This window comes from uncultured Roseobacter sp. (assembly GCF_947491795.1).
GTDB lineage: Bacteria > Pseudomonadota > Alphaproteobacteria > Rhodobacterales > Rhodobacteraceae > Roseobacter.
Genome location: NZ_CANLKW010000009.1, coordinates 26,768 through 51,311 on the forward strand (window position 1 = coordinate 26,768; position 24,544 = coordinate 51,311).

26 protein-coding genes are annotated in these 24,544 nt (G+C 58.9%); 9 read left to right on the forward strand and 17 right to left on the reverse strand.

The genetic code is table 11. The features are described from left to right. Positions 1 to 47 precede the first annotated feature (47 nt). Genes Q1A34_RS20365 through Q1A34_RS20385 form a run of 5 tightly spaced genes read right to left on the reverse strand, consistent with a single transcriptional unit; the run spans position 48 to position 3,921 of the window. Complete coding sequence (locus Q1A34_RS20365) at positions 48 to 2,429, reverse strand: type IV secretion system protein B4 (protein ID WP_300038958.1); 2,382 nt, start codon at positions 2,427 to 2,429, stop codon at positions 48 to 50. Continuing rightward, positions 2,419 to 2,697: a VirB3 family type IV secretion system protein gene (locus tag Q1A34_RS20370; protein WP_013959852.1), complete on the reverse strand. Its 279-nt coding sequence runs from the start codon at positions 2,695 to 2,697 to the stop codon at positions 2,419 to 2,421. The genes Q1A34_RS20365 and Q1A34_RS20370 overlap by 11 nt, the downstream gene beginning before the upstream one ends. Beyond that, positions 2,697 to 2,978, reverse strand: coding sequence for a TrbC/VirB2 family protein (locus Q1A34_RS20375; protein ID WP_013959853.1), 282 nt, complete (start codon positions 2,976 to 2,978; stop codon positions 2,697 to 2,699). The genes Q1A34_RS20370 and Q1A34_RS20375 overlap by 1 nt, the downstream gene beginning before the upstream one ends. Positions 2,979 to 2,999: 21 nt before the next feature. Then, positions 3,000 to 3,602: a lytic transglycosylase domain-containing protein gene (locus Q1A34_RS20380; RefSeq protein WP_300038961.1), complete on the reverse strand. Its 603-nt coding sequence runs from the start codon at positions 3,600 to 3,602 to the stop codon at positions 3,000 to 3,002. Then, positions 3,565 to 3,921 carry a hypothetical protein gene (locus Q1A34_RS20385; protein WP_318527446.1) on the reverse strand — a complete coding sequence of 119 codons (357 nt, stop codon included), beginning with the start codon at positions 3,919 to 3,921 and terminating at the stop codon, positions 3,565 to 3,567. The genes Q1A34_RS20380 and Q1A34_RS20385 overlap by 38 nt, the downstream gene beginning before the upstream one ends. Positions 3,922 to 4,049: 128 nt before the next feature. Here Q1A34_RS20385 and Q1A34_RS20390 point away from each other — a divergent pair, with 128 nt between their 5' ends. Continuing rightward, entirely contained in the window at positions 4,050 to 4,628 is a 579-nt protein-coding gene (locus tag Q1A34_RS20390; protein WP_300038964.1) for a hypothetical protein, read from the forward strand. A 15-nt stretch (positions 4,629 to 4,643) separates the two neighbouring features. Here Q1A34_RS20390 and Q1A34_RS20395 read toward each other — a convergent pair whose 3' ends face one another. Beyond that, complete coding sequence (locus Q1A34_RS20395; protein WP_300038967.1) at positions 4,644 to 5,222, reverse strand: PIN domain-containing protein; 579 nt, start codon at positions 5,220 to 5,222, stop codon at positions 4,644 to 4,646. Beyond that, on the reverse strand, positions 5,219 to 5,683 hold the full coding sequence (locus Q1A34_RS20400; protein ID WP_013959858.1) for a helix-turn-helix domain-containing protein: 465 nt from the start codon (positions 5,681 to 5,683) through the stop codon (positions 5,219 to 5,221). Before Q1A34_RS20400 ends, Q1A34_RS20395 begins: the two co-directional genes overlap by 4 nt. A 159-nt stretch (positions 5,684 to 5,842) precedes the next feature. Between Q1A34_RS20400 and Q1A34_RS20405 the strand changes: the two genes are divergently transcribed. Then, the gene (locus Q1A34_RS20405; RefSeq protein ID WP_044025800.1) at positions 5,843 to 6,091 is read left to right on the forward strand and encodes a hypothetical protein; all 249 of its coding nucleotides are present in this window, start codon (positions 5,843 to 5,845) and stop codon (positions 6,089 to 6,091) included. Between the two features lie 232 nt (positions 6,092 to 6,323). Here Q1A34_RS20405 and Q1A34_RS20410 read toward each other — a convergent pair whose 3' ends face one another. Then, a complete protein-coding gene (locus Q1A34_RS20410) occupies positions 6,324 to 6,536 on the reverse strand; it encodes a helix-turn-helix transcriptional regulator (protein WP_300038972.1) in 213 nt (70 codons plus the stop codon). 314 nt (positions 6,537 to 6,850) lie between these two features. Between Q1A34_RS20410 and Q1A34_RS20415 the strand changes: the two genes are divergently transcribed. Next, on the forward strand, positions 6,851 to 7,492 hold the full coding sequence (locus Q1A34_RS20415) for a hypothetical protein (protein ID WP_300038975.1): 642 nt from the start codon (positions 6,851 to 6,853) through the stop codon (positions 7,490 to 7,492). Here Q1A34_RS20415 and Q1A34_RS20420 read toward each other — a convergent pair. The 4 genes from Q1A34_RS20420 to Q1A34_RS20435 all read right to left on the reverse strand — a co-directional run bounded on the left by Q1A34_RS20420 (position 7,489) and on the right by Q1A34_RS20435 (position 14,089). Beyond that, positions 7,489 to 8,004, reverse strand: a complete 516-nt coding sequence (locus Q1A34_RS20420; RefSeq protein ID WP_300019763.1) for a disulfide bond formation protein B — start codon at positions 8,002 to 8,004, stop codon at positions 7,489 to 7,491. The two genes, Q1A34_RS20415 and Q1A34_RS20420, sit on opposite strands and share 4 nt — an antisense overlap. A gap of 101 nt (positions 8,005 to 8,105) precedes the next feature. Next, positions 8,106 to 8,447 (reverse strand): copper-binding protein, encoded by a 342-nt coding sequence (locus Q1A34_RS20425; protein ID WP_227364362.1) that lies wholly within the window; start codon positions 8,445 to 8,447, stop codon positions 8,106 to 8,108. 33 nt (positions 8,448 to 8,480) lie between these two features. After that, positions 8,481 to 11,663, reverse strand: a complete 3,183-nt coding sequence (locus tag Q1A34_RS20430) for an efflux RND transporter permease subunit (protein WP_300038978.1) — start codon at positions 11,661 to 11,663, stop codon at positions 8,481 to 8,483. Next, complete coding sequence (locus Q1A34_RS20435; RefSeq protein ID WP_366942871.1) at positions 11,660 to 14,089, reverse strand: efflux RND transporter periplasmic adaptor subunit; 2,430 nt, start codon at positions 14,087 to 14,089, stop codon at positions 11,660 to 11,662. Before Q1A34_RS20435 ends, Q1A34_RS20430 begins: the two co-directional genes overlap by 4 nt. Positions 14,090 to 14,687: 598 nt before the next feature. On the opposite strand from Q1A34_RS20435, the gene Q1A34_RS20440 reads away from it, so the two are divergent. Genes Q1A34_RS20440 through Q1A34_RS20450 form a run of 3 tightly spaced genes read left to right on the forward strand, consistent with a single transcriptional unit; the run spans position 14,688 to position 18,116 of the window. Then, positions 14,688 to 15,470, forward strand: coding sequence for a DsbA family protein (locus Q1A34_RS20440; RefSeq protein WP_300038985.1), 783 nt, complete (start codon positions 14,688 to 14,690; stop codon positions 15,468 to 15,470). 59 nt (positions 15,471 to 15,529) lie between these two features. Then, a complete protein-coding gene (locus Q1A34_RS20445; protein WP_300038988.1) occupies positions 15,530 to 15,985 on the forward strand; it encodes a rhodanese-like domain-containing protein in 456 nt (151 codons plus the stop codon). Between the two features lie 4 nt (positions 15,986 to 15,989). Continuing rightward, positions 15,990 to 18,116, forward strand: coding sequence for a protein-disulfide reductase DsbD domain-containing protein (locus Q1A34_RS20450; protein ID WP_300038992.1), 2,127 nt, complete (start codon positions 15,990 to 15,992; stop codon positions 18,114 to 18,116). A gap of 5 nt (positions 18,117 to 18,121) precedes the next feature. Here the strand turns inward: Q1A34_RS20450 and Q1A34_RS20455 are convergent, their stop codons facing one another. The 5 genes from Q1A34_RS20455 to Q1A34_RS20475 form a co-directional block, all read right to left on the reverse strand. Next, positions 18,122 to 18,775 carry a DUF3047 domain-containing protein gene (locus tag Q1A34_RS20455; RefSeq protein WP_300038995.1) on the reverse strand — a complete coding sequence of 218 codons (654 nt, stop codon included), beginning with the start codon at positions 18,773 to 18,775 and terminating at the stop codon, positions 18,122 to 18,124. An 8-nt stretch (positions 18,776 to 18,783) separates the two neighbouring features. Then, complete coding sequence (locus Q1A34_RS20460; protein WP_227364370.1) at positions 18,784 to 19,551, reverse strand: glutaredoxin; 768 nt, start codon at positions 19,549 to 19,551, stop codon at positions 18,784 to 18,786. Positions 19,552 to 19,567: 16 nt separating this feature from the next. Then, entirely contained in the window at positions 19,568 to 20,506 is a 939-nt protein-coding gene (locus tag Q1A34_RS20465; protein WP_300038998.1) for a DUF305 domain-containing protein, read from the reverse strand. 68 nt (positions 20,507 to 20,574) lie between these two features. Continuing rightward, positions 20,575 to 20,976: a Cu(I)-responsive transcriptional regulator gene (gene cueR, locus Q1A34_RS20470; RefSeq protein WP_249994620.1), complete on the reverse strand. Its 402-nt coding sequence runs from the start codon at positions 20,974 to 20,976 to the stop codon at positions 20,575 to 20,577. Between the two features lie 12 nt (positions 20,977 to 20,988). Beyond that, complete coding sequence (locus Q1A34_RS20475; RefSeq protein ID WP_300039003.1) at positions 20,989 to 23,499, reverse strand: heavy metal translocating P-type ATPase; 2,511 nt, start codon at positions 23,497 to 23,499, stop codon at positions 20,989 to 20,991. 206 nt (positions 23,500 to 23,705) lie between these two features. Between Q1A34_RS20475 and Q1A34_RS20480 the strand changes: the two genes are divergently transcribed. The 3 genes from Q1A34_RS20480 to Q1A34_RS20490 are packed head-to-tail and all read left to right on the forward strand — an operon-like array spanning position 23,706 to position 24,541. Next, complete coding sequence (locus Q1A34_RS20480; RefSeq protein WP_300039006.1) at positions 23,706 to 23,999, forward strand: DUF2933 domain-containing protein; 294 nt, start codon at positions 23,706 to 23,708, stop codon at positions 23,997 to 23,999. Positions 24,000 to 24,050: 51 nt separating this feature from the next. Further along, positions 24,051 to 24,263, forward strand: coding sequence for a heavy-metal-associated domain-containing protein (locus tag Q1A34_RS20485; protein WP_249994627.1), 213 nt, complete (start codon positions 24,051 to 24,053; stop codon positions 24,261 to 24,263). A gap of 8 nt (positions 24,264 to 24,271) precedes the next feature. Continuing rightward, positions 24,272 to 24,541, forward strand: a complete 270-nt coding sequence (locus Q1A34_RS20490; RefSeq protein WP_300039012.1) for a hypothetical protein — start codon at positions 24,272 to 24,274, stop codon at positions 24,539 to 24,541. The last annotated feature ends 3 nt before the right edge of the window (positions 24,542 to 24,544 follow it).

Consider the following 24,544-nt stretch of genomic DNA (forward strand, 5'->3'; position numbering starts at 1 on the left):
CGTATAGCGTTCACAGGCGGCAAGCATCGTCGCCAAAAAGATTAGAGCTAATCGCATAGCTGCCTCCAGAAGTTGGGGATGCTGCGCCAGTCGTTGCCAAGCTGGGCCTCAGCGGATCGGCCTCCTCCCAAAATGGTGAGAAGTGGCCCAAGTGCTGTGAGATCCGCATCGACAAAGACGCTGTCACCTGCGGATCGCACCAGCGCGATACGCTGGCCTGCCGTGGGTCTTGTCAGCAGTTCGGCTTCTTTTTCGTTCACGCGCAGGAAGTCGTAGTCGGAGGACGTCGCCCGTTCGTTGGGGAAGAGTATCTGCGTGGGTACCGTCTCGATGATGGTCTTGCCGACCCGAGCCTCTCGCAATTGACTGGGGTATTGGGTCATCATCACAACGACGCAGTTCATCTTGCGGAGGGTGACGAGCCAGTTTTCGAGTCTAGTCGCGAAATAGGGATCGTCGAGAAGCTTCCAGGCTTCATCGAGAACGATCACAGTGGGTCGGCGATCTTCCACGATCCGTTCGATCCGGCGTAGGATGTAGGACAAGACGGCCATGCGTTCGGTCGACATGTCGAGGATCTCGGTCATGTCGAATCCGACAATGTCACCGTCCATATGCAGGGCATCGTTGTCCTGGGGCATATCGAAGACCCAGCCATAGCGGCCGCCCGGTGCCCATTCCCCAACACGCGCCTGCAACTCGCCATCGTCGTCGAGCGATTGGAACAAGGTCTGGAACGAGACAAACCGTTGCAGCGAGGGGCCGGCATCCGCATTTTGCGACACCGCGCTCTGAATGTGCCGAGACTGCTCTCCGGACAGATCGCCCGCCCGCGCCAGAAGCGTCGCCAGCCATTCCGACAGCCAGGCCCGTCCGCGTTCATCCGTCTCTGTCTGCAGCGGGTTGAGGCCCGTCGGGATACCGGCAAGGATCGTATTGTAGTGACCGCCCAGGGCGCGCACCGCCATCTCGAGCCCGCGATCCTTGTCGAAGAAAAACAGCCGAGCGCCGACCCGCTGCGCTTGGGCGGCGAGAAAAGCAGTCGTGAGGGTCTTGCCGCTGCCCGTGCGGCCCAGAACAAGCGTATGGCCAACAGTCGGTTCGCGCTCGGGCGATCCGGGTTCGTGGAAGTTGAAACCGTAAGCAGAGGTGCCCGCCGTCGGGAAGACCGTTAGGCGCGCTCCCCACGGTATCTCTCGATCCGAACGTCCTTCGACGCATCCATGCAGCGCCGAGAAATCCGCAAAGTTGATCGTGGAGATCGGTGTCTTTCTGGCACGGTAGCCGTAGTTGCCGGGAGCCTGCCCAAAATAGGTTGCCTTGAGGGCCATGTTCTCTCGCACGATCACGGCCATGATTTCCTGCCCCAGACGTTTGATCTCGGCTGCGGCCTGTTCGAGCGTCGGTTGATCGGGCGCGTGGACGGCGATGGACAAGTGATGATCGCCGAACGCAATGCGCCCGGCTTCCTGATCATCGGCCGCTTCCATGAGCTGATCCCGCAAGGAGACTGCCGCGTCATCGGCCGCACGCATCTGCCGAACGATCCGTTGAATCCGTTCTGCCATGATGTTTGTGGGGATCGGCGTGAAGGAATTGGTCAGCACGATATCAAGCGGAAGGTCGAGACCGTCAAACAGAGAGACATCCGTAAGCGCGGGATAGCTCTTGATGCTGAAGAGGGCCCCATACCGTGTCTCGCCCGTCGTGCCACATGTGATCCGAGCCGTATCTCCGTCAAAAGTCGCTCGGCAGGACCCAAGCGCGTAGCCCAGGGGCAGGGGGGCGTTTGGTCGCGCAATCGGGGCGTATTGGCCGGTGAGCAGCGTGGCAAGAAACCCGAGCCATTCGCCGGTGGTGTTGTCGAGACGAACGGGTTTTGCAGGTGCAAGCGCAGTCTCGAAGAATCCGGCCACTTCATCGAGTTCCCGCGCACGGCCCGCGCGGTCTTTCATCCAGGTTCGCTTGGCAAAGGCGTTGAGCAGCGGGACCCGTGCCCCGATCTCCGGACGTCGCAAGATGCTCAGATAAAGTTGCGGTTTCTTGGGCGCAAGTTGCGCGATGTGAGCTTGCCAGCGTCGGTCGATCTCCGCTGCAAAGCCGTCGCCTTGTACAGGACGCATCGCGAGCTTCTGAGGGACAAATATGCGATGGACATAAAAGCCGTAGAGATTGCCCGTTTGCGCGATGACGGCCGCGACCGCGCGTTTCATGGCATCAAGATCGGCGTCCGGCGTTGTCGGTGCCGCAAGTCCCTCGAGACGGAGCGTGGCCATCAGATCGCCCTCCCGCAAGACCATGACATCGGGTTTGGCGAAGGCGACGTAGGGCAAATGCTCGGCGAGATGGCTTTCGCGTGCCAAGGCTGTGCCGCTGGTTTCAATGACCGCCGGGCTGGGCTTTGCGTATTTTATCCCGTCAAGCGCCATAGCTGTCTCCGCCGTGAAGCGCTCGATTGCGCGTGCCGCGCACCGTGCCGTAAGAGACGCGCAGAACTTCGAAGAAATGCGGTTCCTTGTCGGCAACAAACCAGAGGACAGGATAGGCGAGCGCGCCGACCAGAAAGAAGACCGGTGACTTCGTCCAGATAAAGGGCAGGACCACGCCAAGCGTGAGCACGACGAGATATCCGACCGGCAAGCCGAGATATTTCGGTGGGCGGGCCAACCCGAGAAAGAGAGGGGATCGCATGGCCATCAGGTAAACCCGTCAACGATGGTGCCCGCGGAGAAGATCAGGACGATCCCGATCACCACGGAGGCGAACCATCCCCAGTTGAGCCGCCCCATCATGCACATGAAGCCAGTGCCGATGACGGCGAGCGTCGCGACCGCGATGCCGATTGGGCCGGTGAGCGCCGCTTCGATTGTCTCGAGCATTGTCTGGATGGGCGAGAGGTCCTGGGCAAGGGCAGGGGAGGCCCATAAGGCCAGAAGGCCAATGATTGGAGGCAGGTATCCTGGAGGCAATCTTCGCATCGGTTTCCCTCGTTTCAGGTCTTACTTCAGGTCGAGCACGACGACGGGACGCGTGGCGTCGCGCATCGTCGGTCCGGTCAGGTCTTGCGTGGCTGCGCCGGAAAGGCGCGCTCGAATGCGATGCACCCGGGCGATGTAGTCGCGTGTTTCCGTGAAGGGTGGCACGCCCCCGTATTCTACGACGCGATGCGGCCCGGCGTTGTAGGCCGCCAGCGCCAGATCGACATCGTTGAAGGATGACAGCTGCGCCAAAAGGTACCGTGCTGACCCGTCGAGGTTCTGCGCGATATCGGTTCTGTCTACGCCAAGGTCGCGTGCGGTGGCGGCCATGAGTTGGCCAAGACCATAAGCGCCTTTGTCACTGATGGCGTCAGGGCGATAAGCGCTTTCAGCTTCGATCAAGGCGCGGAATAGAGCCAGCCAGTCATCGGAGCTGATCTCGAGTGCTCGTAGGGCTCGGTTGCGTTCATGTCTTGAAGCTGTCGCATGAATGGCCGCCAGCACATCCGACGGGGCCGTGGTCGCAAAGTTCTGAGAGTGTGTGGGCGGGGGGTTCTTGTCTACCTGGCCGTGAACCGTCCAGCCGTCAGTTGTTCTGACGCTTCCGTCCGCTCCGAAGATCATCACCTCCGCCGGGAGCGTCGAAGGGGATAGAGTAGTCGCTGTCAAAACACAGAGTGCGACCATCGCCGAACTCGTGGTGATGTTTGAAGAGGCCGGGCCAGATGTTGAAGAGGCGGGGTTCTGGTCCGTAGGGTCCGAACCGTGTAGAGACGAGGATCGCCTCGGGCTCTCCTTCGCGCAGGTAGACACACTGATAGCGGGGCTTCCCATCGTCCGTGAACTCGACAAGCTCGTACCGACAGCGGAAGTCGACTCCCGACCCGATGAGGTCCTTCACCCCATCAATAGTAATCAAGATTTGGTCTCTTGCGATCGGCACCGGACTCCCCCACTGGGAGTCCTTCTACAATCGGCAGCATTCCGCAGAAAGCCATCACTCTGCAATATATAATATTGCGCAATACGTATTTTGAGCGAGAATTGGCCTAATCACTCCAGGAGGCCGATATGAGACACACCCGCCTTGCGTCACTGGTTCTGGCAGCCGGGCTGACGGTCGATGCCCAGAAAGCCCGTGCCTACGATATGGATTGCGCCATCATGCTGTGTATGGCCGGGGGGTTTCCGTCGAGTGCTGTGTGTTCAGCCGCCTATGCCGAAATGATCCGGCGGATTACGCCCTGGCCGAGCCGGCCACCCTTTGGGGTCTGCACCTATGCTGCCGTTCCGGTTGCTTTGGGCGGACCGGGTGGAGAGGATGCTCTCGATATTTCGACACCGGACTACGAATGGCTACGCCGAACGCGCGTGCTTTGGTGGCGCGGTCGATCTTATGAGCCGCGCGATGAACCACGTCAGTGGGACTGGTCCATCAGATCCTGCGATCATGAAAACAAGAACTGTCATTACATCGTGCGCGTCTACGGCTCACATTCGCCTTGGCCGGCTTCGTTCGCGTCGGAAAACGGTCAGGACATCCCGACACCTGGCTCGGGTGGGCTTTGGACCTTCTATAGCCGCGCCGTCATGATGGAGTATGGCGATTACGACGGCGCCATGGATTACACCGATTGGGTCAGATACTGAGGCGTCGTTCGGCAACTAAAGGTATTCGATATCGGCACGGGCCTGCGCCGCCAGTTTCGACAGGCCATGCCGGGTTAGGTCGAGCAGGAACTCGGACGGCGTCATCGGCGGGTTTTCATACCTTTTTCTCACGCGGCGGAGTGCACGGGCGCCGCCAGATGGATACAGGTCGTAGGTATTGGCGAGCATGTCATCCGAGCCGAGCGTTTCAACGCCATACTCGTCGAGAACTTCGCTTGGGAAGTCTCGATGGTTTTCTGTCATAATAACCTGTGCCGAGCATCGAATCGCCGCCGCGAGAACGTGTCTGTCGTCCGGGTCCGGCAGGTCCAGACCAGCAATCAAGGGCTGGTATCCGGTCACGAAGCATTCTTCGAAGGTCTCTCTGATGGCGGCTTCCTGCTGGCGAACGCTCTCTTCGAGATGTGGTTTGAGCGCGATCAGGTTGCGTGTCCATTCGTCGAGGATTTCATCGGTGACCCTGGCCCGAAACAGGCCTTCTTGTGTGAACGTTAAGAGGACGTCCCGAACCCGGAACGGAAACAGGACGTTGGCATCGAGGACAACCACGAAGGGGTTGGCCACAAAACTCATGCGTTGTCGAACTCCTGACCCAATCGCGCAAGGTCGCGCATCGCCTGCTCCTGGCGCCGCTCTTTCTCTTCCCGGTATTGCATGAGCGCCATCAGAGGCACGCGCCGGTGCTTGCCCACCTCTTCAAATCGGATTTTCCCCTCCTTGAGCAACTTCGTGAGATGAGGGCGGGATACGTTCAGCATGTCAGCGGCTTGTTGGGTTGTGAGCATGGTGCCGACCGGAACCAGCGTGACCATGTTGCCATTGCTCACATGGCCGAGCAGTTCGATGATCAGTTTTCCAACCTCTGGCGCGATGGAGACCGGATCGCCGTTCTCTCCCGAGACTTTCAAGCCTCCGTCCAGCTCCATAGCCACGGCGATGGCCGTTGCGGCATGCGCGGCACTGTCGATTTCTTCCGGGGTCGGCGGGCGCTCCATAAGCCCGCTCTGGGCTGGTCTTTCCGCGGTATCGGCCATGGTTTTTCTCCTCGGTTCATCCCCTTAGATGTACCCAGGGAGTCACGCATGCAAGAGAAATAAACGGAATAAGTGAAATAAGTGTAACGATTTTGATAGACGGGTCGCGCCATCGAGTGTAAACAAAACAGGAACAGAATCGCCTTAAGGAGCAGTCTCATGGGCAAGAACACGAAACGCACCTCGCGGAAAGTCGCATCGCAGGCAGCGGCCACACTGAGCGACCCGAACGCCTCCGCAACCGCCAAGAGCCTGGCGGCATCCGCGCTGGCGCAGTCCGGGACTGGTAAACAGACGGGGGCGGCGATGGAGGACAAAGCCTCCAAGGTCCTGCAAAGCGACAAGTACAGCAGTGACACGAAATCGTTGGCAGGAACGGTTCTCTCGCAATCGAACAAGGCGCGCTAGACTAGGCGGGTCCGGATCTATCGAGATCGATATCTCGTTCGATGATATTGACTACGCAAATCTCCTCGGGCCTTACGAGCCAGACCCGCGTGCGGTCGCCGGTGTTCCAGAGATGCTCTTGCCAGACGACAAGTTCTGACCCGTTCACGATTGCTACGCCTTCGCGCACGGGCACGCCTTTGAGCGGACGATCATCCACCCGCCATCCCGGAGCAGGGTGTCGTCCGGCCTCCTAGTTGCGGGGTTTGAGAAGTTCCGAAGGATCGATGTTCAGAGCTTGGGCGATCTTTTCGAGCGTTGTCAGCGAGGCGGAATACTTGGCGTTTTCGATCTTGCCGACATAGCCGCGGTTCACACTTGCACGATGCGCCAATTCCTCCTGACTGATGCCCTTGGCGCGCCGGGCATCTTGAAGATTCAGACCTACTCGTTCCTTCAGATTCATGACCGAAGCTCGGCCATGATGTGGCGTATTTAACCACGCAATATACTATACATTCGACGATGAAGCGGCTGATACTGTGTGATTTTCGGTTTCTAAAGGTGTCGATCAAGCTCGCCATTTGGTTGAATAAGATAGCATGGTGACTTCATGCAGCGAGGCGGAGTGGTCCTGTTGGGCAAAGTTTTGCCCATCGTCGCGGCTGAGGCAGGGGTGCGCCGCAGCAGATATTCTGAGTCTGATAAGGTTTATTATGTAAATAATATATGGTCGCGGAGAAAGTCGACTGTTGCCTCCCGACATGCCAACCTGCTCACATGCAACGGTTCTTCTCAGCCAAGATGCCGGGCGTGAAATTTGTGATGAACGTCTTGGTCTTCAGCCTGATCGGGCTTCTACCGGTCTTGCTCGTTTATGTCATGCGTGCGCCTGGATTTGCTTCGGCGTTGATGGACGGTGGACCGGCGCTATCACGATTTCTCAGGCAGGTTCTGACGAATGGGCTTCCGGTCATCTTTATCGTCAACTACGTCGGCTTCTTTCTGTTTGCGGTGTTGAATACCAAGGACGCCAATGGCCGTGATCCGGCGTCGTTCATTCTCCTCGATCTTGTTATCCGAGTCGCTCTCTTTCTCGTTCTCCACGCCTTCATCTATGTGCTCTCCGCCAGTTGGTTCGGCTCGTTTGGGGGTAGTCGGGCGACGGCTCTTTCAGTGGTTGCGCCCACACTGGCGCGGTCAGCACTCTTTGAAAACATATCCGGAGTCTACCTGTACGCCACTTTGGTAAGTGCACTGCCGCTCTATGTTACGGCAGCCGGAAAGTCGGCAATCCTGAGACCATTCGTTGATCTCTTCCCAAGAAACATGGGCGCGGTTTCGGTTGCTCTCCTCGCTTTTTTGTCGGCCGCTGTGTGTCTGACGGCTATTGCCGCCGTCATCCTGCGTCTTCAGAGCTAGATTGCCGTCGCGCTCTCACGTGAGCGCGACGCGCGCCATGCTTTGGCAAAGGCCAGAACCCAGAGCCCTGCAAGAAGGAAACTCCAAAGCGCGTTCCAACTCGCCATAGACAGGCTGAGGAACTCCCAGGCGACTTGGTCGCACATGACCAAGGCTGATGGCGCGGATGATGCAGAGGGCAGAAGGTCCGCACCGGACAAGTTCGACATATCAAGACCAGAGCCGGTGCACGCCGTCGGACCTTCCCACCAACCCCGTTCGACGCCGGTGTGGAACATCCCGATGCCTGCTGTCGTGAACGCTGCGGCAGCGCCTGCCATCAGTAGTAGTAAGATGGGCAAACCAACCATGAGGAGCGCGCCAATAGCGATGGCGATCGCGTGAGGGTATCGCTGCCAAATGCACATCGCGCATGGTGCGTAGCCCGCTGCCTGAAACAAGAAGGCAGCCAGCAAAAGAACGGCCGATCCGCCGGCAGCGATCAAACCAAGTTGTTTCGAAGACAGCGGCATTCACTTTCCTTTCGCCTACACGCAGCTCGTCGGTCGAACTCGGTGTACCTCTCCAAGTACGCGCCGCAGTTGCCGATTTCTCGGCAACTGCGTATTCATGATCAGTTCGGCATTATGGCCCCGATTGCGTACATGCCATCCTCGCCCTTGACGAGCATCAGGGTCACCTCGTCACCATCGGTCACCTCTCCCATCATCTGCGCGTTTTCCAGAACCGTCATATCCATCGTCATTGCAGGCCAGCCGATCTCGGGAATCGGGTCATGGCTCACATTTGCAGTGCCGTCGCCGATCGAATTGATCACGGCCTTCGCGTGAACTGCGCCCTCCATTTGTTCAGCGGACATCGGCATGTTCGAATGATCCATATTGTGGTTCATTTGCGCGATAGCCCCTGTCGCAGACAGGGTCAGAAGTGCGAGACTTGCAGTCAGTATCTTCATGAGAAGCTCCATTCTTGAGATTTGTACGTTCGATTATTCGGCAGGCAGTGCTGCATCGACGGGCTGCTGAATTGGGGACGTGATTTCGCGGTTTACGCGTTTCAGCGCGAGCCGTTTCCAAATCACGAATATGGAAGGAATGACAAAAAGCGTCAGCAGGGTCGCTGTCACCATACCGCCGATCATCGGTGCAGCGATGCGTTGCATGATCTCCGAGCCGGTGCCAGTGCCATACATGATCGGTATCAGCGCCGCGAAGATGGTGGCCACGGTCATGACTTTGGGTCTCACCCGAAGAACAGCTCCCTCAAAGACGGCCTCCTCGATATCGTCTTGTGTCAGCTTGCGGCCCTCGGATTGACCGAGTTTGCGTCGCTTTTCCCAAGCGAGATTGAGATAAAGCAGCATGACGATGGCTGTTTCGACGGCCACGCCGGCCAGGGCAATGAAGCCGACAAGGACGGCGATCGAAATGTCGAAGCTGAGATACCACAGAAACCAGACACCGCCTGCCAACGCGACAGGAAGCGCGGCGAGAATGATGCCAACTTCAATCACCCTATTGAACGCCATGAACAACATCAGCGTGATGATCATAAGCGTGGCGGGGGCGACGATCGCCAGCCGGTCCTGCATCCGCTCGATGTATTCATACTGCCCAGACCATGTCAGAGAATATCCGGGCGGCAGGCGCACCTGATCGGCCACGACCCTCTGCGCCTCGGCGACATATCCGCCGAGGTCTCGTCCTGCGATATCGATAAACACGAACCCCGTGCGCCGCGCGTTCTCTGATCGGATCATGCCCGGACCATCGACAATTCGGACATCGGCCAAGGCGGTCAACGGCACATGAGACCCTGATGGGGTGACAACGGGCAAGTTTTCGAGGCGTTCGGGGCTATCGCGCCACGCTTGCGGATAGCGCAGGTTAATCGGAAAGCGCTCCAGCCCTTCAACGGATTCCGATACCTGCATCCCACCGATGGCGGTTTGGACCACATCCTGAACATCCCGCACGCTCATCATATACCGCGCTGCGGCGTCGCGTTTGACGTCGATTTCGATGAAACGCCCGCCTACCGGGCGCTCCGCATAGGCGGAGGCAGTGCCCTCAATAACCGACACGGCCCGTTCCACTTCGATCCCGATGTCTGTGATGACGTTCAGATCAGCACCCGAGATCTTGACACCAACGGGCGTTCGTATCCCGGTGGCAAGCATGTCGATCCGGTTCTTGATCGGCTGGATCCAGACATTGGTCACGCCCGGGATCTGCACAGTCCGATCAAGCTCATTGCGAATTTTCTCCATGGTCATGCCAGGGCGCCACTCAGCTTCTGGTTTGAGCTGGATCGTGGTTTCCACCATCGTGAGTGGTGCAGGATCGGTCGCTGTCTCAGCGCGCCCCACTTTGCCGTGCACAGTTTCAACCTCTGGGATTGTAGCGATCAGGCGATTGGTCTGCTGCAGGACCTCGCGCGCCTTACCGATCGACACTCCCGGGTAGAAGCTTGGCATATAGAGGAAGTCGCCCTCATTCAGCTCGGGCATGAACTCGGACCCGAGCCGTTGGTACGGATACCACATTGAAGCCACGAGGGCACCGGCAAGCAAGGTTGTCGCCCACGGCCAGGCGATGGCTGCGTCCAGAAAGGGACGATACAGGAAGACAACCAATCGGTTCAGTGGGTTTTTGCGCTCGGGCAAAATCCGGCCCCGGACAAAGTATCCCATCAAGACCGGAACCAGTGTGATCGATAGGATCGCGGCGGCGGCCATCGCATAGGTCTTTGTATAGGCCAGCGGGGCAAAAAGCCTGCCCTCCTGATTTTCCAGCACAAAGACAGGCAGAAAGCTGACCGTAATGATTGCCAGGGAGTAAAAGAGGGCCGGACCGACCTCAGAGGCGCATTCCTGCACGATCCTCCACCTGTTTTCTGCGGTCAGCTTTTCCTTTTCCAGCCGCCTGTGCATCGCCTCGATCATCACGATCGACGCATCGACCATGGCTCCAATGGCAATCGCGATGCCACCAAGCGACATGATGTTCGCATTCACGCCCTGCGCTTTCATCAGAATGAAGGCAGCGAAGATGCCGAGGGGCAACGACAGCAGGATCACCAGCGATGAGCGCAGATGCAGCAGAAATGCCGCACAGACCAGGACGACGACAATGAATTCCTGCGTCAGCTTCTTCTTGAGATTGTCGATTGCGCGTTCGATCACGCCGGACCGGTCATAGGTTGTGATAATCTCGACACCCTCCGGCAGGTTCGGCCGCAACTCTTCGATGCGGGCCTCCACCGCTTTGATGGTCGCAAGGGCATTGCCACCCCATCGCATGATGACCACGCCGCCAGCGGCATCGCCTTGCCCGTCAAACTCTCCGACGCCGCGGCGCAATTCCGGTCCTAGGCGAATGTCAGCAACGTCGCCGAGGGTCAGAGCAGCTCCACGCTCGTTGATCATTAGGGGGGCGCTGGATAGATCAGAAAGCTCATCGATGTATCCGGACGAGCGGATCATGAATTCTGCTTCGCCCATCTCGATCACGCTTCCGCCGGTCTCTCGATTTGCCGCCTGAATCGCGTTCCTGAGTTGTGTCAGCGTGATATCGTAGGCCCGCAATTTGTTCGGATCGACAACGACCTGATACTGTTTGACCATGCCGCCAATCGTTGCGACTTCAGACACACCGTCGACAGCCTGCAGTTCGTATTTCAGAAACCAGTCCTGCAGCGTTCTCAGTTGCGCGAGATCGTGTGTGCCGGTTCTGTCGATCAACGCATATTGGTAGATCCATCCGACCCCGGTGGCATCCGGGCCAAGCTGAGGGGACACTCCGTCCGGCAGGCTCCCGGTGATCTGCCCAAGATATTCCAGGACGCGGGACCTTGCCCAATACAGGTCCGTGCCATCTTCGAAAACGACATAGACAAAACTGTCACCAAAGAAGGAAAAGCCGCGTACATCCTGTGCGCCAGGTACCGCCAGCAACGATGTGGCGAGCGGATAGGTGATCTGGTTTTCGACCACTTGCGGCGCCTGCCCCGGATAAGGGGTGCGGACGATCACCTGCACATCGGACAGGTCCGGTATCGCATCGACCGGTGTCTCGCGGATGGCCCAGATGCCTGCGACACCCATCATGGCGGCAAGGACCAGAATAACAAACCTATTGGCCAGCGAGGCGCGGATGATCGCCGGGATCACTGGGTAACCCTCCCGTTACTGACAACATCGATCAATGTCATCGAGAAATCCGGGTTGCGCCGCAGGATGAGCGTGACGTCCGTTCCCACTGTGAGTTGGGAAATCTCGAGCTCCTCAGCCAAGGGAAAATCCATTGTCATTCCGGGCATGCCGATATCGGTCATCGGCCCATGGGTGATGTTCGCCGTCCGTGATTGAGCATCGATGGAGTTGATTTGACCTGAAACCTGCATGGGCGGTGCCACAGGTTCGGCCGCCGCCAGCACCATATTCATGCCGTCCGGGCGCGCGAAAGTGAGCACCATCTCCACATCTGTCATCAACGCGGCAGCGTCGAGTGACGGATCAATATCAAAGGCCATGGTCATGCCAGGCATGCCGATATCGGTCATCGGTCCATGGGTGATCGTGGCCTTTGAGGCGTTTGTATCGACACTATCGATCGTGCCTGAGACCACGATGGGCGGTGCCGCAGCTGCTTTAAGCTCGACATCAGACAAGATCATGTTCAAGCCATCCGGCCGTGCAAATGTGAGGGTCATTTGGACGCCGGTTTTCAGCGATGCCATGTCCAAGCCCGGATCGATGGGGAAATCCATGGTCATGCCTGGCATTCCGATCTCAGCCATGGGCCCGTGGGTGATCGTTGCGGTTCCGGAATTCAGATCCAGGTCGTCGATGGTGCCGGACACCATGATCGGCGCTGCGGCATTTGTTTCAGCCGCTTCCACCTCTTCGGGATCGGTGCCCTCGGCGCGGACCGCGACTACGGAGAAAAGGCCGCCATCACCTGCCGTGAGATCGAATTCGATCGGCGCATCGAGAGGCACGGCCTCAAGATCAACCCCCAACACCGGCAGGTCCATCGTCATTGCGGGCCAGCCAAGCTCTGGGATCGGGCCATGCTCCAGCGTTAGCTTGCCATCCGACGTCACCGCGCGTGCAATCCCAGTGCCGGTACCGGCAATTCCATCATCTGGCGCAAGTTCGGTGAGGCTCAGGAGTCCATCTGCGCCACGGGCCACGAGAAACGCGACTGCCTCCCCCTCCTTTAGCCGATCCAGGGGAACATCGGCTCTCACCGGGAAGTCGGATGTCATCGCTGGCCAGTCCAGGCTTTCCAGGGCGTCATGCTGCACGGTTGCCACCCGACTCTGTGGATCGAGAGCAACGAGAACACCGCTGCCCCGCGCCGGGTCGGCATCCGTTGGCGCCATGCGCGTGAAGCCTGCGCTCAAAGCGCTTTCGCTGTCGATCAGGAACTGTGCGGAGGCAACGACCTCTTCACCCGGACCCAGGCCCTGAAGAATTTCTGTCCGCCCGCCTTCTCCGAAACTGTCCCGGAGACCGGCAGTCACCAATCTCGGTCGGAAGGTCCCCTCCCCTGTTTTCAGGATGACGCGCTCAGCCGACCCTGTCCGTATTACGGCCTCAGATGGCACAGTCAGGACTGTACGGCTTTCGTTGGGCGTGAGACTGACACTTCCGAACATTCCGGGGCGGAGCACGCCATCGGAATTGTCAAACCTCAGTCGAACAGGAAGCGTTCGTGTTTGGGGATCGAGTTCGGGATAGATGTAGTCGATGTCGCCTTCAAACACGCGCCCTGGCAAGTGTTCGAACCGAGCGATAGCCCGCATATCCTCAGACAGCCGGGCAATATCACGTTCAAAGACATCTACAATGAGCCAGACCTTTGACAAGTCAGCGACAGAGAAGGCAAGCGTTCCAGGTTGCAGATACATGCCATCGGCCGCATTCAGGGCGATGACCACGCCGTTCTGTGGTGCTTCGATCTCGATGTTGCGAACCAATTCGCCGCCCGCCTCGATCTCCGCAACCTGGCGGGCAGACATACCGTGGCTCATCAGCTTGTTGCGCGCCGCATCCAGAATGCGGGGGTCACCATCTTCGACAGCGCGAACAAGATCACCCGTCGCGGCTGCGATGAGTGGAGAAAAGAGCTCGAAAAGAACCTGCTCCCCGGCAACGCGGTCTCCGACCGCTCGGACCTTAAGCCTTTCGACCCAACCTTCTACCCGCGTATGCACATGACTGGTCAGATGTTCGTCATACCCCACGAAACCCACAGTCTCGATCCGAGGTTGCACTTCACTCATGCGGGCGACCGCCGTGCGTACGCCGATTGCGTTGATTTCGGCCGCGTTCAGTGTGACCTCGGCAGGATCACCAGATGGTTCCTGTCCGGCATAGACGGGAATAAGATCCATCCCCATGGGCGACTTGCCCGGTCCTGGTTGACGGAAATTTGGGTCCATGGGCGCAACCCAATAGAGAATCTCGGGGCCTTCAGATCCCCCTTGCACCGCTGGATTCAGGTACAACCGCTCAACGTAAACCCCACCGCCAAGGCCGGCTGCCAAGGCAAGAACTGAAAGTGCCGCGTATCTTCCACGCATAAACATCGTCTCCTGACGGCTGCATTGGATGCAGCGATCGATCGGTCAAACAGCCCGCACATGCGGGCACCGAAATGTCAGGAGTGTCGGGGCGGGCGATCGGGCACGAGGGGCTCACGGGATACATGAGCCCTGGAAAATCCGACACGTGTTGGCGCTGTAAAAGCGGTTTCTTCAGACCGATGATCCAGATGTTGCTGGTAGTCCATGACACAGCAAAGACCGGTGTGACACCCGTCGCCGTGTCCTGCGTGAGCGTCCGCTTGCCGCTCGCCATTGTTTTCGGGGTGTTGCGCGTGGACGTGGTTGGGCACTTCTCCCGCCGAAGCGACAGCGGCGATGTGCAGGCCGCTCTCCACGCCGCTGATCTCTCCATCAAACGGCATTGCCTGCGTTCCGACGACGGTGATCGTCAGACACACACAGGCAAGACATGCCGATCGCAGGAAAAAGAACGCGTTCCAAACCATATGCGTGAAATAGCGCTCTTCAGAAGTTGCGGCAATTGGAGCGGGGCTGAAAGATTGTATCAGTTTGTAAAGTTGACCTTTTCCAAGGCTTCACACTACGAACTTAGGGGGGACACGGTGAGATCAGGCTTCAGATGGATTGCAAGAAACGGTCAACGCTTTTGACGATCGGTGCGATCATCGCAGGGTACGCCGCCCTGCGCACAGTTCCCTCATTGTTGCCGGAAAAACTGGAATTGCAGGCGCTCGATAGACCAGAAGGATTTCGTAAGTTCGTTGCGGGTGAGACGTCAGGCGGCTTCGATCCTTTTGTAGGCTTGGGCACGGCGGACAGCACCGAGGTGGCGGCGCAGAAAGCTGCAGCCTTAACGCGTGTCTCCGAGAATATTTGTTCGGCCCTTTACGGTGGTCTGAGTCCCACGCCTACCCAGGTCCCGATGGCGTCGTTCTCGGACTACTATTGCCCCTTTTGCCGGGTGCAAACCAAACGATTGGCCGACATGACGAGCGAGATGCCAGACAAGATCGCAGTGGCGTGGCATGAATTGCCGCTCCTCGGCGACAGCTCAAATCTTGCGGCCAAGGCAGCTCTTGCGGCGAAACGGCAAGGCGCGTACGTCGCTTTCCACGAACGTTTGATGACAACGCCGTTCCAAGCATCGCCGGAATACCTTGCCCGCCTCTCCGATGACATCGGCGTCGATAGCAAGAAATTGATCACCGACATGGAGAGTGCCGAGATCACGCGCGAGCTGGAAGACAGTGCAGCGCTTGCACGCGTGTTCGCCTTTGTCGGCACGCCGGCCCTCGTGATCGGCCGCACTGTCGTCCAAGGTCAGATCAGCGACAGAATGGTTCGCGAGATCATCGAGTTGGAACGCGAAGAGGGTTGGCGAGATGTTTGTACGGCTGCATAGGCTGCAAGGCTCGCCCCGGGAAGTCTTGGCGTTTCTCGTCAATCGACGGTGGAGGCAAGATGGATAGGCGGTGCTTCATCCTGTTTGCTTCTTCGTGGGTCGTGGGGCCTCAGGTCGTTGCGGCCGCGACGCGCGAGATCTGGTCGGCTGCCGAGACGGCCGACGCATTGGCGCGGAACAGAGTATCCCTGATTGATGTTCGATCGCGCCCTGAATGGGTGGAAACGGGCGTTGCAAAAGAGGCATGGCCGATCAGTATGCACGAACCCGGGTTCGAGCAGCGCTTGTTCGCCGCACGCGACTTTTCAGGCGAGAAACCCATTGCGCTGATCTGTGCCACCGGCGGGCGCAGCGGCCGTCTTTTGAGCGTCTTGAAACGAGCCGGCTACACGGGCTTCATCGATGTGTCGGAAGGCATGCTGGGATCACCGAAGGGGCCAGGCTGGATCGCACGCGGATTGCCGGTGACAGATCTCGAGGCGGCCTTGGCAAGCCTGCCTCGCGCATTGCGTTGACCGCATGCTCATCCAAATGACCGTCCGGGTTTCTCACCTCGGGGCTTGGCCTCTGCTCTTCTTTCTCGGTTGCATGGGCATCTTCCTATCCGATGCCGTCAAGGCTGCCGAATCCGAGAGCTTTTCAAACCCCGCCGTAACCGCGCGTCTTATCTCGGCCGAAGACGGGATTGCGCCAGATGCCGCCTCCGTCTCACTCGGATTGGCCTTGGAGTACGGTGAGGGCTGGAAGGGATACTGGCGCACGCCCGGCGAGGTTGGCTTGGCACCGGCGATCGACTGGACTGGTTCGACCAATCTGAAATCCGCCGAGCTCCTCTGGCCCGCGCCGGAACGTTTCGAGGCCTTCGGGATCGAGAACTTCGGCTATTCAGGTCGGGTTGTCTTGCCGATCCGCGCGAGACTTGAGGACGCCGGCCACCCTCTGGAACTGCGTGCCCGCGTGTCGTTGCTGACATGTTCGACTGTCTGTGTGCCTCATGACTTCGAACTTTCTCTCGCCCTTCCACAAGGCATCGGGATCGATACAAACTCGGCTCGCCAGATTGCTACTTATGCCGATCGCGTTCCCGCAGTACCCGAGAACAGCGACATCAGAATATCGGTCACGGCCCTCGATGCGCGCGACTCGGCTCTCATCGTTTTGGCAACGAGCGACACACCGTTCGGTGAGGTCGACGTGTTCCCGGAATTCGGACCGCTTGTGACCTTTGGCAAACCAGATATCCGATTGGATCGCGATAGAACGGAACTCTGGGCACAAATACCGATCAACGCCTGGACCGAAGAGCACGCAGAGCCTTCGGTGACGATCACAGACACCGCACGTGCAATCACGGCGCCGATCACGCTTACCTCAGATCCCCCTGCCCCACCGTTTTCAAGCGCGAACCCTCGAACGAGTCTGCTGAAGGTCGTGGCGGTGGCCGCCATCGCCTTTCTCGGTGGTCTGATCCTCAATGTCATGCCCTGCGTGTTACCCGTTCTATCGATCAAGCTCACATCTGTTTTGAAGGTAACCGGTCAAACCCGGCAGATGACGCGCAACGGATTCCTGTTTTCGGCTTTGGGGGTACTGACATTTGTCTGGGCGCTTGCGGCTGCCTTAGTGTTTCTTCAATGGATCGGAGTATCCGTCGGCTGGGGTATACAATTCCAGAATCCGGTCTTCGTGACGCTGATGTTCATGGTCATCGCCGTCTTTGCCGCCAATCTCTTCGGTGCATTCGAGATAACCCTGCCCGCGGCCCTTCAAGACCGCCTGGGTGCAAGCAATGCCAGAGCCGAGTACATCTCAGACTTTGGCACCGGACTGCTTGCGGCCATCCTCGCTACGCCGTGTTCCGCCCCGTTCCTCGGCACCGCGATAACCTTTGCGCTCGCGGGTACACAACTGGACGTGATGGTGATATTCACGGCGCTCGGTCTTGGACTGGCCCTCCCCTACCTCGTCATTGCCGCACGTCCCGAGTTGGTCACGCGACTGCCCCGGCCCGGGCGATGGATGCTTCTGGTCAGGATCCTTCTTGGCGGTCTGTTGCTGGCAACAGCCGCATGGCTCTTGTTCGTTCTTGTCGGCGTGGCGGGTGGGCGGGCAGCTGCCTTCATCTCGGCACTCACAGCTGTGTTCATCGTCGCCGCATCAATCCCACAGGCAAACCAATGGGTACGGCGTGCGGTTCTCAGCGCCTGTGTTTTTCTGGCGATTTTTGGGGCAGGTCTCACCTCAACCCCTGACCGCACCACAGCAGGGGTTGATGCGACGTCCCACTGGCAGGATTTCGAACCCCTCGGCATCGCGCGCCGCGTCTCTGAAGGCGAGACGGTGTTCGTCGATGTGACCGCGGATTGGTGTCTGACCTGCAAAGCCAACAAGTCTCTCGTGCTTGACAGGGATCCAGTGCGTGCGCGGTTGCGCGGCGGTTTTGTGATCGCCATACAGGCGGATTGGACCCGCCCGGATGACAACATCGCGCGGTTTCTCGAGCGATATGACCGCTACGGCATTCCGTTCAATATTGTCTTCGGGCCAGGGTCGCCTTCCGGCATCGCTCTCCCAGAAATTTTGACGCCACAGGCAGTTCTTGACGCTCTCGACACAGCGTCTGTTCGAAGTGTCGCGTCGGAGTAACGCGCTTAATCGAGCTGAAGATCGGAAATCGACGCAACGATTCTGCCCTTGGTATCATCGCTGTCGGCCGACACGGCCAATCCAATCAGGGCACCCGGCTCGATCCCGAACGCAGTGCGATGATCTGATGCGAGATCGACCTGCTCACGATACTGCCCGATCTCTGAAGGGCGGAGGACTTTGCTGCGCAACCGGGGCGAATAGGGGCTGGGCAATATCGCATTGGTCGGGTGCGCACCGCCCCACACGTAGATCAGGGCGCGTGCGCTGTCCTCTTGAAGAATGCGCCGCGCGCTCTTTCCGCTCAGCGCGTCCACCCTCTCCGGATCAACGAACACGAAGTAGACTGCCAGATTTCTGTCGTCACCACCTTTGATCGTAAGATTGGTCGGTCGGACACCCTCGTAGACCCGCCAGACCCAACGCGCAGAGTCAGCCGAACGATTGAGGTCCTCAACTGGGCGCCAGAGCAACGAGACAGTACCATCCGAGAGGATGTCCAACTGGCGTCCCCTTTGACCAAAATCGTTCGAGAAAAGGCGCAAGAAGCCCTGCTCTTTCCAGCTGCCGTCAAAAGAAATCACCTCGTTGGCGATGCCCGCGGCTGGTGTAAACACGGCGCATGTCAGCAAGGTCAGGACTTTGGCGACATGGACCATTGCTCGTCCTATATCCAACCGAGTGCGCGCGCGGGCATCCAGACCCCCATGAAGATCATCATCAGATTTTCGGTCAGCGACACAAATCCCAGTGGCACGTTCGACCCGCCACCAACACAAGCGCATTTCAACTCTCGCCCGTCGATATAGACCGCCTTGAACACGGAGACCGCCCCGATGGTCCCGATTACGAGGGCGATTGGGGCGCTGATCCACACAAGTGCGCCCGCGACCATGAGAACGCCCGCGATGGCTTCACCAAAGGGATAGATGTAGCCGTAACGCACCCAGCGTTGCGCGAGCAGATCGTAGTTCAGGAACATCGTCGAGAAGCCTTCGATATCCTTCAGCTTCTGGACGGCAAGGAAGCACATGGAGATCGCGATAAACCACTCGAAAGCGCGAAGGGTAAGTATCGACCCGTAGAACGCCCAGCTGAGGCCCAGGGCCATGAGAAACGCCACCGAGAAGATCGCGATGACCGGCTGATAGGTCGTCTCGTCCGCCTCCTTAACCTCTTTCCCGAAGTGCTCGCGCAAGGCGTCATAGCCGCCGATGCGCGTACCGCCGATGAAGGTCTGGGGTGTTGTCGATACGTTGTGTTCCGCCTTGAACGCGTCCGTCTCTTCGCGCGTCGTCAGATGATGATCTTCGACCTCATACCCTTCGCGCTCCAAGAGATCTTTCGATTTCAATCCATAGGGGCAGAGGTGGTCTTCCATGACCATGCGATAAAGAACAGCCTTTCCTGCGGCCTGGTTGGTATCTTTCGGCATCATGTCCTCCATTGGTCTAGCTGTTGCAGGTCCAGTATCCCATGAAGCCAACCGCGAGCGGGGTTTCACCGGTCAATTCGAACAGAAGGGTAGCGCCTTCTCCATTGTCAGCATCGCTCATCGCGACGGTCATCTGGCCACCATCGGCCATCAGTACACCTCCAGGGGCCACACTGCCGGTCGCTTCGAATTGCACCAGCGACCCGGAGACCTTCGCGATTCCCTGCCCGTTTCCATCGGTCGCCAATATGGGGTCGGCGTTGACGGCGCGAACGAACGTACACATCGGCTCGGTGCCGAGCCCGCTTTCGATCTCCGCGTCCGAAAGAGGAGCAGGACGGATGCCTGCAATGACCGGCGTCGAGGTTGCCTGCGTCAGGCTTGCCACGCTTGCAGGTCCATCGGATTTACCCAATGGCCATTCTGGCCCAGCTTCACCATTTGCTTCGATGTCGGCGAGCAGGAAGCGCATCTCCGCAATTTCCCGATCTTGAGCCACGACAATTTCTTCAGCAAGCGCTTTGACGCGCGGGTCAGTGATTTCCGCCCTCTTGCTGGTCATAATTGCAATCGAATGGTGCGGGATCATGGCACTCATCCAACTTTCATCCTGCACGGTTTCTTGGCCGCGGACGAGCCAGAGAGCGCCGGCGAACAGGACTGCCGAGCCTGCGAGAATTGCGACATTGGCAGCGAGGTTTTTGTACATGCCCCACATAAACAGGAGCATCACGACTGCCATCGTCGCACCCATGACAAAGGTCATATAGAACCGTGTCTCGCTCCAGTAGACATGCTCGATGGCATAGGTGTTCAGATACATCAGGCCGAACATAATAGCGGTCGACGTTCCAACCATCGCGAGGAAGCGCCCGTAAGAAGACTTGCCGTGACTGTCCGATTTCGCGGAATCGGCTGTGCGGCTGTCGTGATTTAATATTGCTGAATCTGACATGTGAACTCCTTTCGCTTTTCTCTCAAACAAGATTCCAGCGCTGGAGGGTTCCGAAATAGAACGCGTTTTCAGCGGATGTTCTTCAGGTCACCAGAAAGATCCTTCAAGATCGGGCAATCCGGTCGGTGGTCTCCGCGGCAGGCCTCGACGAGATGCGACAAGGTCTCGCGCATTTCCTGAAGCTGCGCGATTTTGTCGTCGATTGCGCTCAGGTGCTCCTCAGCGATGGCCTTCACCTGGGCGCTTTCCCGCGTTTCATCCTCGTAGAGGCTCAAGAGATTGCGGCAATCCTCAATCGAGAACCCGAGCGCGCGCGCGCGACCCAGGAATGCAAGCTTGTGCAGATCGGTCTCGCGAAACGCGCGGTATCCATTGCCGCTGCGCTGCGGTCTAACCAGGCCAATATCCTCGTAGTAGCGGATGGTTTTGGGCGGGATGCCGGACCGCTCTGCAACTTCTCCAATGTTCATGAGACGATCCTCCTATTCTGCGGGTTGGGTTTGTGCACTGATCCGTGGCGCGGTGATGTCTCTGTCTTCACGCAAGGCTGGCGCGATGCGGCGCAGACGCAGGGCGTTTGTCAGAACCGATACCGACGACAGGGCCATCGCGCCCGCCGCAAAGACCGGGGAGAGAAGCAAACCAAAGGCCGGATAGAGAACCCCGGCGGCGACCGGGATCAGCGCAACATTATACCCGAAGGCCCAGACGAGGTTCTGGCGAATGTTCGACATGGTGCGTCTGGAAACCTCAACCGCATTCACCACGCCGCGCAGATCGCCTGACATCAAGACCACATCGGCGGATTCGATGGCGACATCGGTTCCGGTGCCGATGGCGATGCCGACATCCGCATGGGCCAGGGCCGGTGCATCATTGATGCCGTCGCCCACGAAAGCAATCTTTCGGTCTCCCGCGCGCAGATCGTCGAGAGCTGCGACCTTGCCATCCGGCAGGACACCCGCGATCACGTGGTCGATTCCGGTTTCGCGCGCGATGGCCTCCGCCGTCTCGCGTTTGTCTCCGGTGATCATCGCAACCTTGAAACCGCGCGCGTGCAGGGCTGCAACGGCTTCCTGGCTGGCGGGTTTCACGGGGTCTGCCACGGCGATCACTGCGGCCAGTTTGCCGTCGATAGCCGCATAAAGCGCTGTCCGGCCCCGCCCTGCCAGTTCGGCTTCCGTTTCGACCAAGGCGGCGATTTCAATCCCTTCGCGGGACATATAACGGTCCGCGCCTACCATCACCTCCTGACCGTCGACGGTCGCGGCGACGCCGTAACCGGTGATCGACCGGAAGCCCGTGGCTTTCGTAACGGCGATCCCTTCTGTCTGCGCTCCGCGGACAATGGCTTCGGCGATGGGATGCTCAGACTGGGCCTCGACGGCAGCGATCAAGCTCAGCACCCGGTCACGGTCCAGACCCTCGGCGGTGACCAGATCGGTCAGCGACGGCTGGCCTTCGGTGACAGTCCCCGTCTTGTCGAGCGCAATGACATCGACTTCGGACAAGGCCTGGAGCGCATCCCCCTTGCGGAACAAGACCCCCATCTCTGCGGCGCGCCCGGTGCCCACCATGATCGACGTGGGCGTGGCCAAGCCCATGGCGCAGGGACAGGCAATGATCAGAACCGAGACGCCGGCCACCAGCGCAAAGGTCAAAGCCGGGTCCGGTCCGACAAGCAACCAGACCACCACCGTGAGCGCGGACAGCACCATGACCGCAGGCACGAACCACAGGGTCACGCGGTCAACAAGGCCCTGGATGGGCAGCTTGGCGCCTTGCGCCTCCTCGACCATGCGGATGATCTGTGCGAGCGTGGTATCCGACCCGACCCGTGCGGCCTTGAACGTCAGGCTGCCAGTGCCGTTGACGGTCCCGCCCGTTACGGCGGCACCTGCAGCCTTCTGCACGGGCACAGGCTCTCCGGTAATCATGCTCTCATCCACATTGCTGGATCCCTCGGTAACCTCGCCGTCCACAGGGATCCGCTCACCCGGGCGGACCAGGATCACATCGCCGACGGCGAGTGCATCGACATCGACCTCTACCGTGTCACCACCCCGGACGACGCGCGCGGTGCGGACCTGCAGGCCCAGCAGAGCCTGAATCGCAGCGCCGGTGCGGCCCTTGGCCCGCGCTTCGAGCCAGCGACCGATCAGGATGAGGACAACGATGACCGCCGCCGCCTCGAAATAGACCGCGCGCACCCCCTCGGGCAGCAGCCCGGGCAGAAATGTTGCGACCACCGAATATCCCCAGGCCGCGCCGGTGCCGACGGCGACGAGGCTGTTCATGTCCGGGGCGCCCTTGAAGAGCGCGGGAAACCCCTTGGTGTAGAAATGGCGTCCCGGCCCGAAGAGGACGAGTGTTGCGAGGACGAACTGGATGATCCAAGACGTTTGGAGACCAATCGTCGTCATCACCAAGTGATGAAATGCCGGAATAAGGTGGGAGCCCATTTCTAGGATGAAGACCGGAAGCGTTAGAATTGCTGCCAAAAGGACGCTGCGGCGCAGTCCGTCGGCTTCTTCTGCCTTGCGTGCGACGCGAGACTGGCTCGCCTGCGCCTCTGCAATCTCGGCCGGATAACCAATCGCCGCCGATGCCGCCATCAAATCGCCCAAGGACACGGCGCCCTCGAAATACTCGACCGTCGCCGTTTCTGCCGCCAGGTTCACGCTAACAGAAAGCACTCCGGGCACGTCCGCCAGTGCCTTGTCCACCCGCCCGACGCAGGATGCGCAGGACATGGACGCAATGTTCAAGGTGACCTTGGATGTCCGCGCGGGATAACCCAAGGAGGCAAGCGTCTGCGTGGCGTCGGTAAGCCGAGACGGATCATCCAGCGAAAGGCGCGCCGTTTCGGATGCGAGGTTGACGGCGACTTCGGAAACCCCGTCGAGCCCCGCCAAGGCCTTTTCAACACGCCCCACGCAGGATGCACAGGTCATGCCTTCGATGCTGAGCGTTGTTTGGCTGGTGTCGGTCATGGCATGTTACCTCGATTGCGTACTCGAGGCTGATATAGGGCTTCCAGTCACTGGAAGCTCAAGGGGTTTATCGGAGATTTCTTTTTCAACCCGCACAGCATCAACCTACAGTCTCTCTAACCCCCTGTTTCCGATTGAAATGTATCGATTTGTAAACTTGTCGCACGAGCGATTGGTGCGCTATTTCCGAGGTAGGAGTATGTTCGATGTATATGTCAGATCAAGAAAAGCAGCCGCAGAATTCAAAGATGATGCACGTCGGCATGTGGGTGTGCTGCGCGGTGATGCTGCTTCCGCTGCTTGTTCTCTTTGTCCGAGGCGGCTCGTTTTTTGGATTGCAGGACAGTTTGGGCGTTCTGGCACCAATCGCCCTTTGCCTCGGCGCACATGGCGTGATGTTCTTCTTCATGGGGAAGTCCTGTCGTGGAGGCAGCAAGTCATCGAATAGCAACGCTCCCGTCGCAATAAAAACCCCAGTTCCAACATCGACGGACGCTTGACCTTCCACCAACTGGAATCCCTATTTCCAATTGATGAGAAAAGGATGCGCCATGAAATTTCACGTCCCAGAGATGAGCTGCGGCCATTGCGTCGCTACAATCGAAAAAGCGGTAAAGGCCGCAGACCCGTCAGCAACCATCCGGACGGATTTGGCTGCACACGCGACAGAGATCGACTCGACAGTCTCCACGGCTGCCCTGCTTCAGGTTCTTGCGGAAGCGGGTTATCCGGCGACCGCTCTGGGAGAAGGTCCGGAGGATTGAAGAGCCGGATGAACGGGACCTCTAAGGCGTTGGGCCTGATTTTTGGTGCGTATTTGCTGACCGGATGTGCCACGACGCCGGCGGTTGATGCGGACGGTGCCTTCACCGAATTGCCTGAACCACTCGTCGGTCTCGCTGCGCCATATCAAAACCTCAACAAGGTACGGCTTGATCCGAATGACAATTGCTTTTGGTATCTTCACAACGGCCCGGTCGAAGCGACCTGGTTGCCGCTCAGAACGCCTCAAGGCAATCCAATCTGCCAGGCGGTGAGCTAGGTC

Coding starts and splice junctions, on each gene's coding strand:
- Q1A34_RS20425 (WP_227364362.1), bottom strand. CDS start 8,447: ATGAAGATACTGACTGCAAGTCTCGCACTTCTGACCCTGTCTGCGACA.
- Q1A34_RS20405 (WP_044025800.1), top strand. CDS start 5,843: ATGGGCAAGAACACGAAACGCACCTCGCGGAAAGTCGCATCGCAGGCA.
- Q1A34_RS20480 (WP_300039006.1), top strand. CDS start 23,706: ATGTATATGTCAGATCAAGAAAAGCAGCCGCAGAATTCAAAGATGATG.
- Q1A34_RS20400 (WP_013959858.1), bottom strand. CDS start 5,683: ATGGCCGATACCGCGGAAAGACCAGCCCAGAGCGGGCTTATGGAGCGC.
- Q1A34_RS20445 (WP_300038988.1), top strand. CDS start 15,530: ATGGATAGGCGGTGCTTCATCCTGTTTGCTTCTTCGTGGGTCGTGGGG.
- Q1A34_RS20465 (WP_300038998.1), bottom strand. CDS start 20,506: ATGTCAGATTCAGCAATATTAAATCACGACAGCCGCACAGCCGATTCC.
- Q1A34_RS20435 (WP_366942871.1), bottom strand. CDS start 14,089: ATGTTTATGCGTGGAAGATACGCGGCACTTTCAGTTCTTGCCTTGGCA.
- Q1A34_RS20440 (WP_300038985.1), top strand. CDS start 14,688: ATGGATTGCAAGAAACGGTCAACGCTTTTGACGATCGGTGCGATCATC.
- cueR (WP_249994620.1), bottom strand. CDS start 20,976: ATGAACATTGGAGAAGTTGCAGAGCGGTCCGGCATCCCGCCCAAAACC.
- Q1A34_RS20490 (WP_300039012.1), top strand. CDS start 24,272: ATGAACGGGACCTCTAAGGCGTTGGGCCTGATTTTTGGTGCGTATTTG.
- Q1A34_RS20365 (WP_300038958.1), bottom strand. CDS start 2,429: ATGGCGCTTGACGGGATAAAATACGCAAAGCCCAGCCCGGCGGTCATT.
- Q1A34_RS20485 (WP_249994627.1), top strand. CDS start 24,051: ATGAAATTTCACGTCCCAGAGATGAGCTGCGGCCATTGCGTCGCTACA.
- Q1A34_RS20390 (WP_300038964.1), top strand. CDS start 4,050: ATGAGACACACCCGCCTTGCGTCACTGGTTCTGGCAGCCGGGCTGACG.
- Q1A34_RS20375 (WP_013959853.1), bottom strand. CDS start 2,978: ATGCGAAGATTGCCTCCAGGATACCTGCCTCCAATCATTGGCCTTCTG.
- Q1A34_RS20475 (WP_300039003.1), bottom strand. CDS start 23,499: ATGACCGACACCAGCCAAACAACGCTCAGCATCGAAGGCATGACCTGT.
- Q1A34_RS20370 (WP_013959852.1), bottom strand. CDS start 2,697: ATGGCCATGCGATCCCCTCTCTTTCTCGGGTTGGCCCGCCCACCGAAA.
- Q1A34_RS20380 (WP_300038961.1), bottom strand. CDS start 3,602: ATGATCTTCGGAGCGGACGGAAGCGTCAGAACAACTGACGGCTGGACG.
- Q1A34_RS20420 (WP_300019763.1), bottom strand. CDS start 8,004: ATGCCGCTGTCTTCGAAACAACTTGGTTTGATCGCTGCCGGCGGATCG.
- Q1A34_RS20410 (WP_300038972.1), bottom strand. CDS start 6,536: ATGAATCTGAAGGAACGAGTAGGTCTGAATCTTCAAGATGCCCGGCGC.
- Q1A34_RS20460 (WP_227364370.1), bottom strand. CDS start 19,551: ATGCCGAAAGATACCAACCAGGCCGCAGGAAAGGCTGTTCTTTATCGC.
- Q1A34_RS20395 (WP_300038967.1), bottom strand. CDS start 5,222: ATGAGTTTTGTGGCCAACCCCTTCGTGGTTGTCCTCGATGCCAACGTC.
- Q1A34_RS20415 (WP_300038975.1), top strand. CDS start 6,851: ATGCAACGGTTCTTCTCAGCCAAGATGCCGGGCGTGAAATTTGTGATG.
- Q1A34_RS20450 (WP_300038992.1), top strand. CDS start 15,990: ATGCTCATCCAAATGACCGTCCGGGTTTCTCACCTCGGGGCTTGGCCT.
- Q1A34_RS20455 (WP_300038995.1), bottom strand. CDS start 18,775: ATGGTCCATGTCGCCAAAGTCCTGACCTTGCTGACATGCGCCGTGTTT.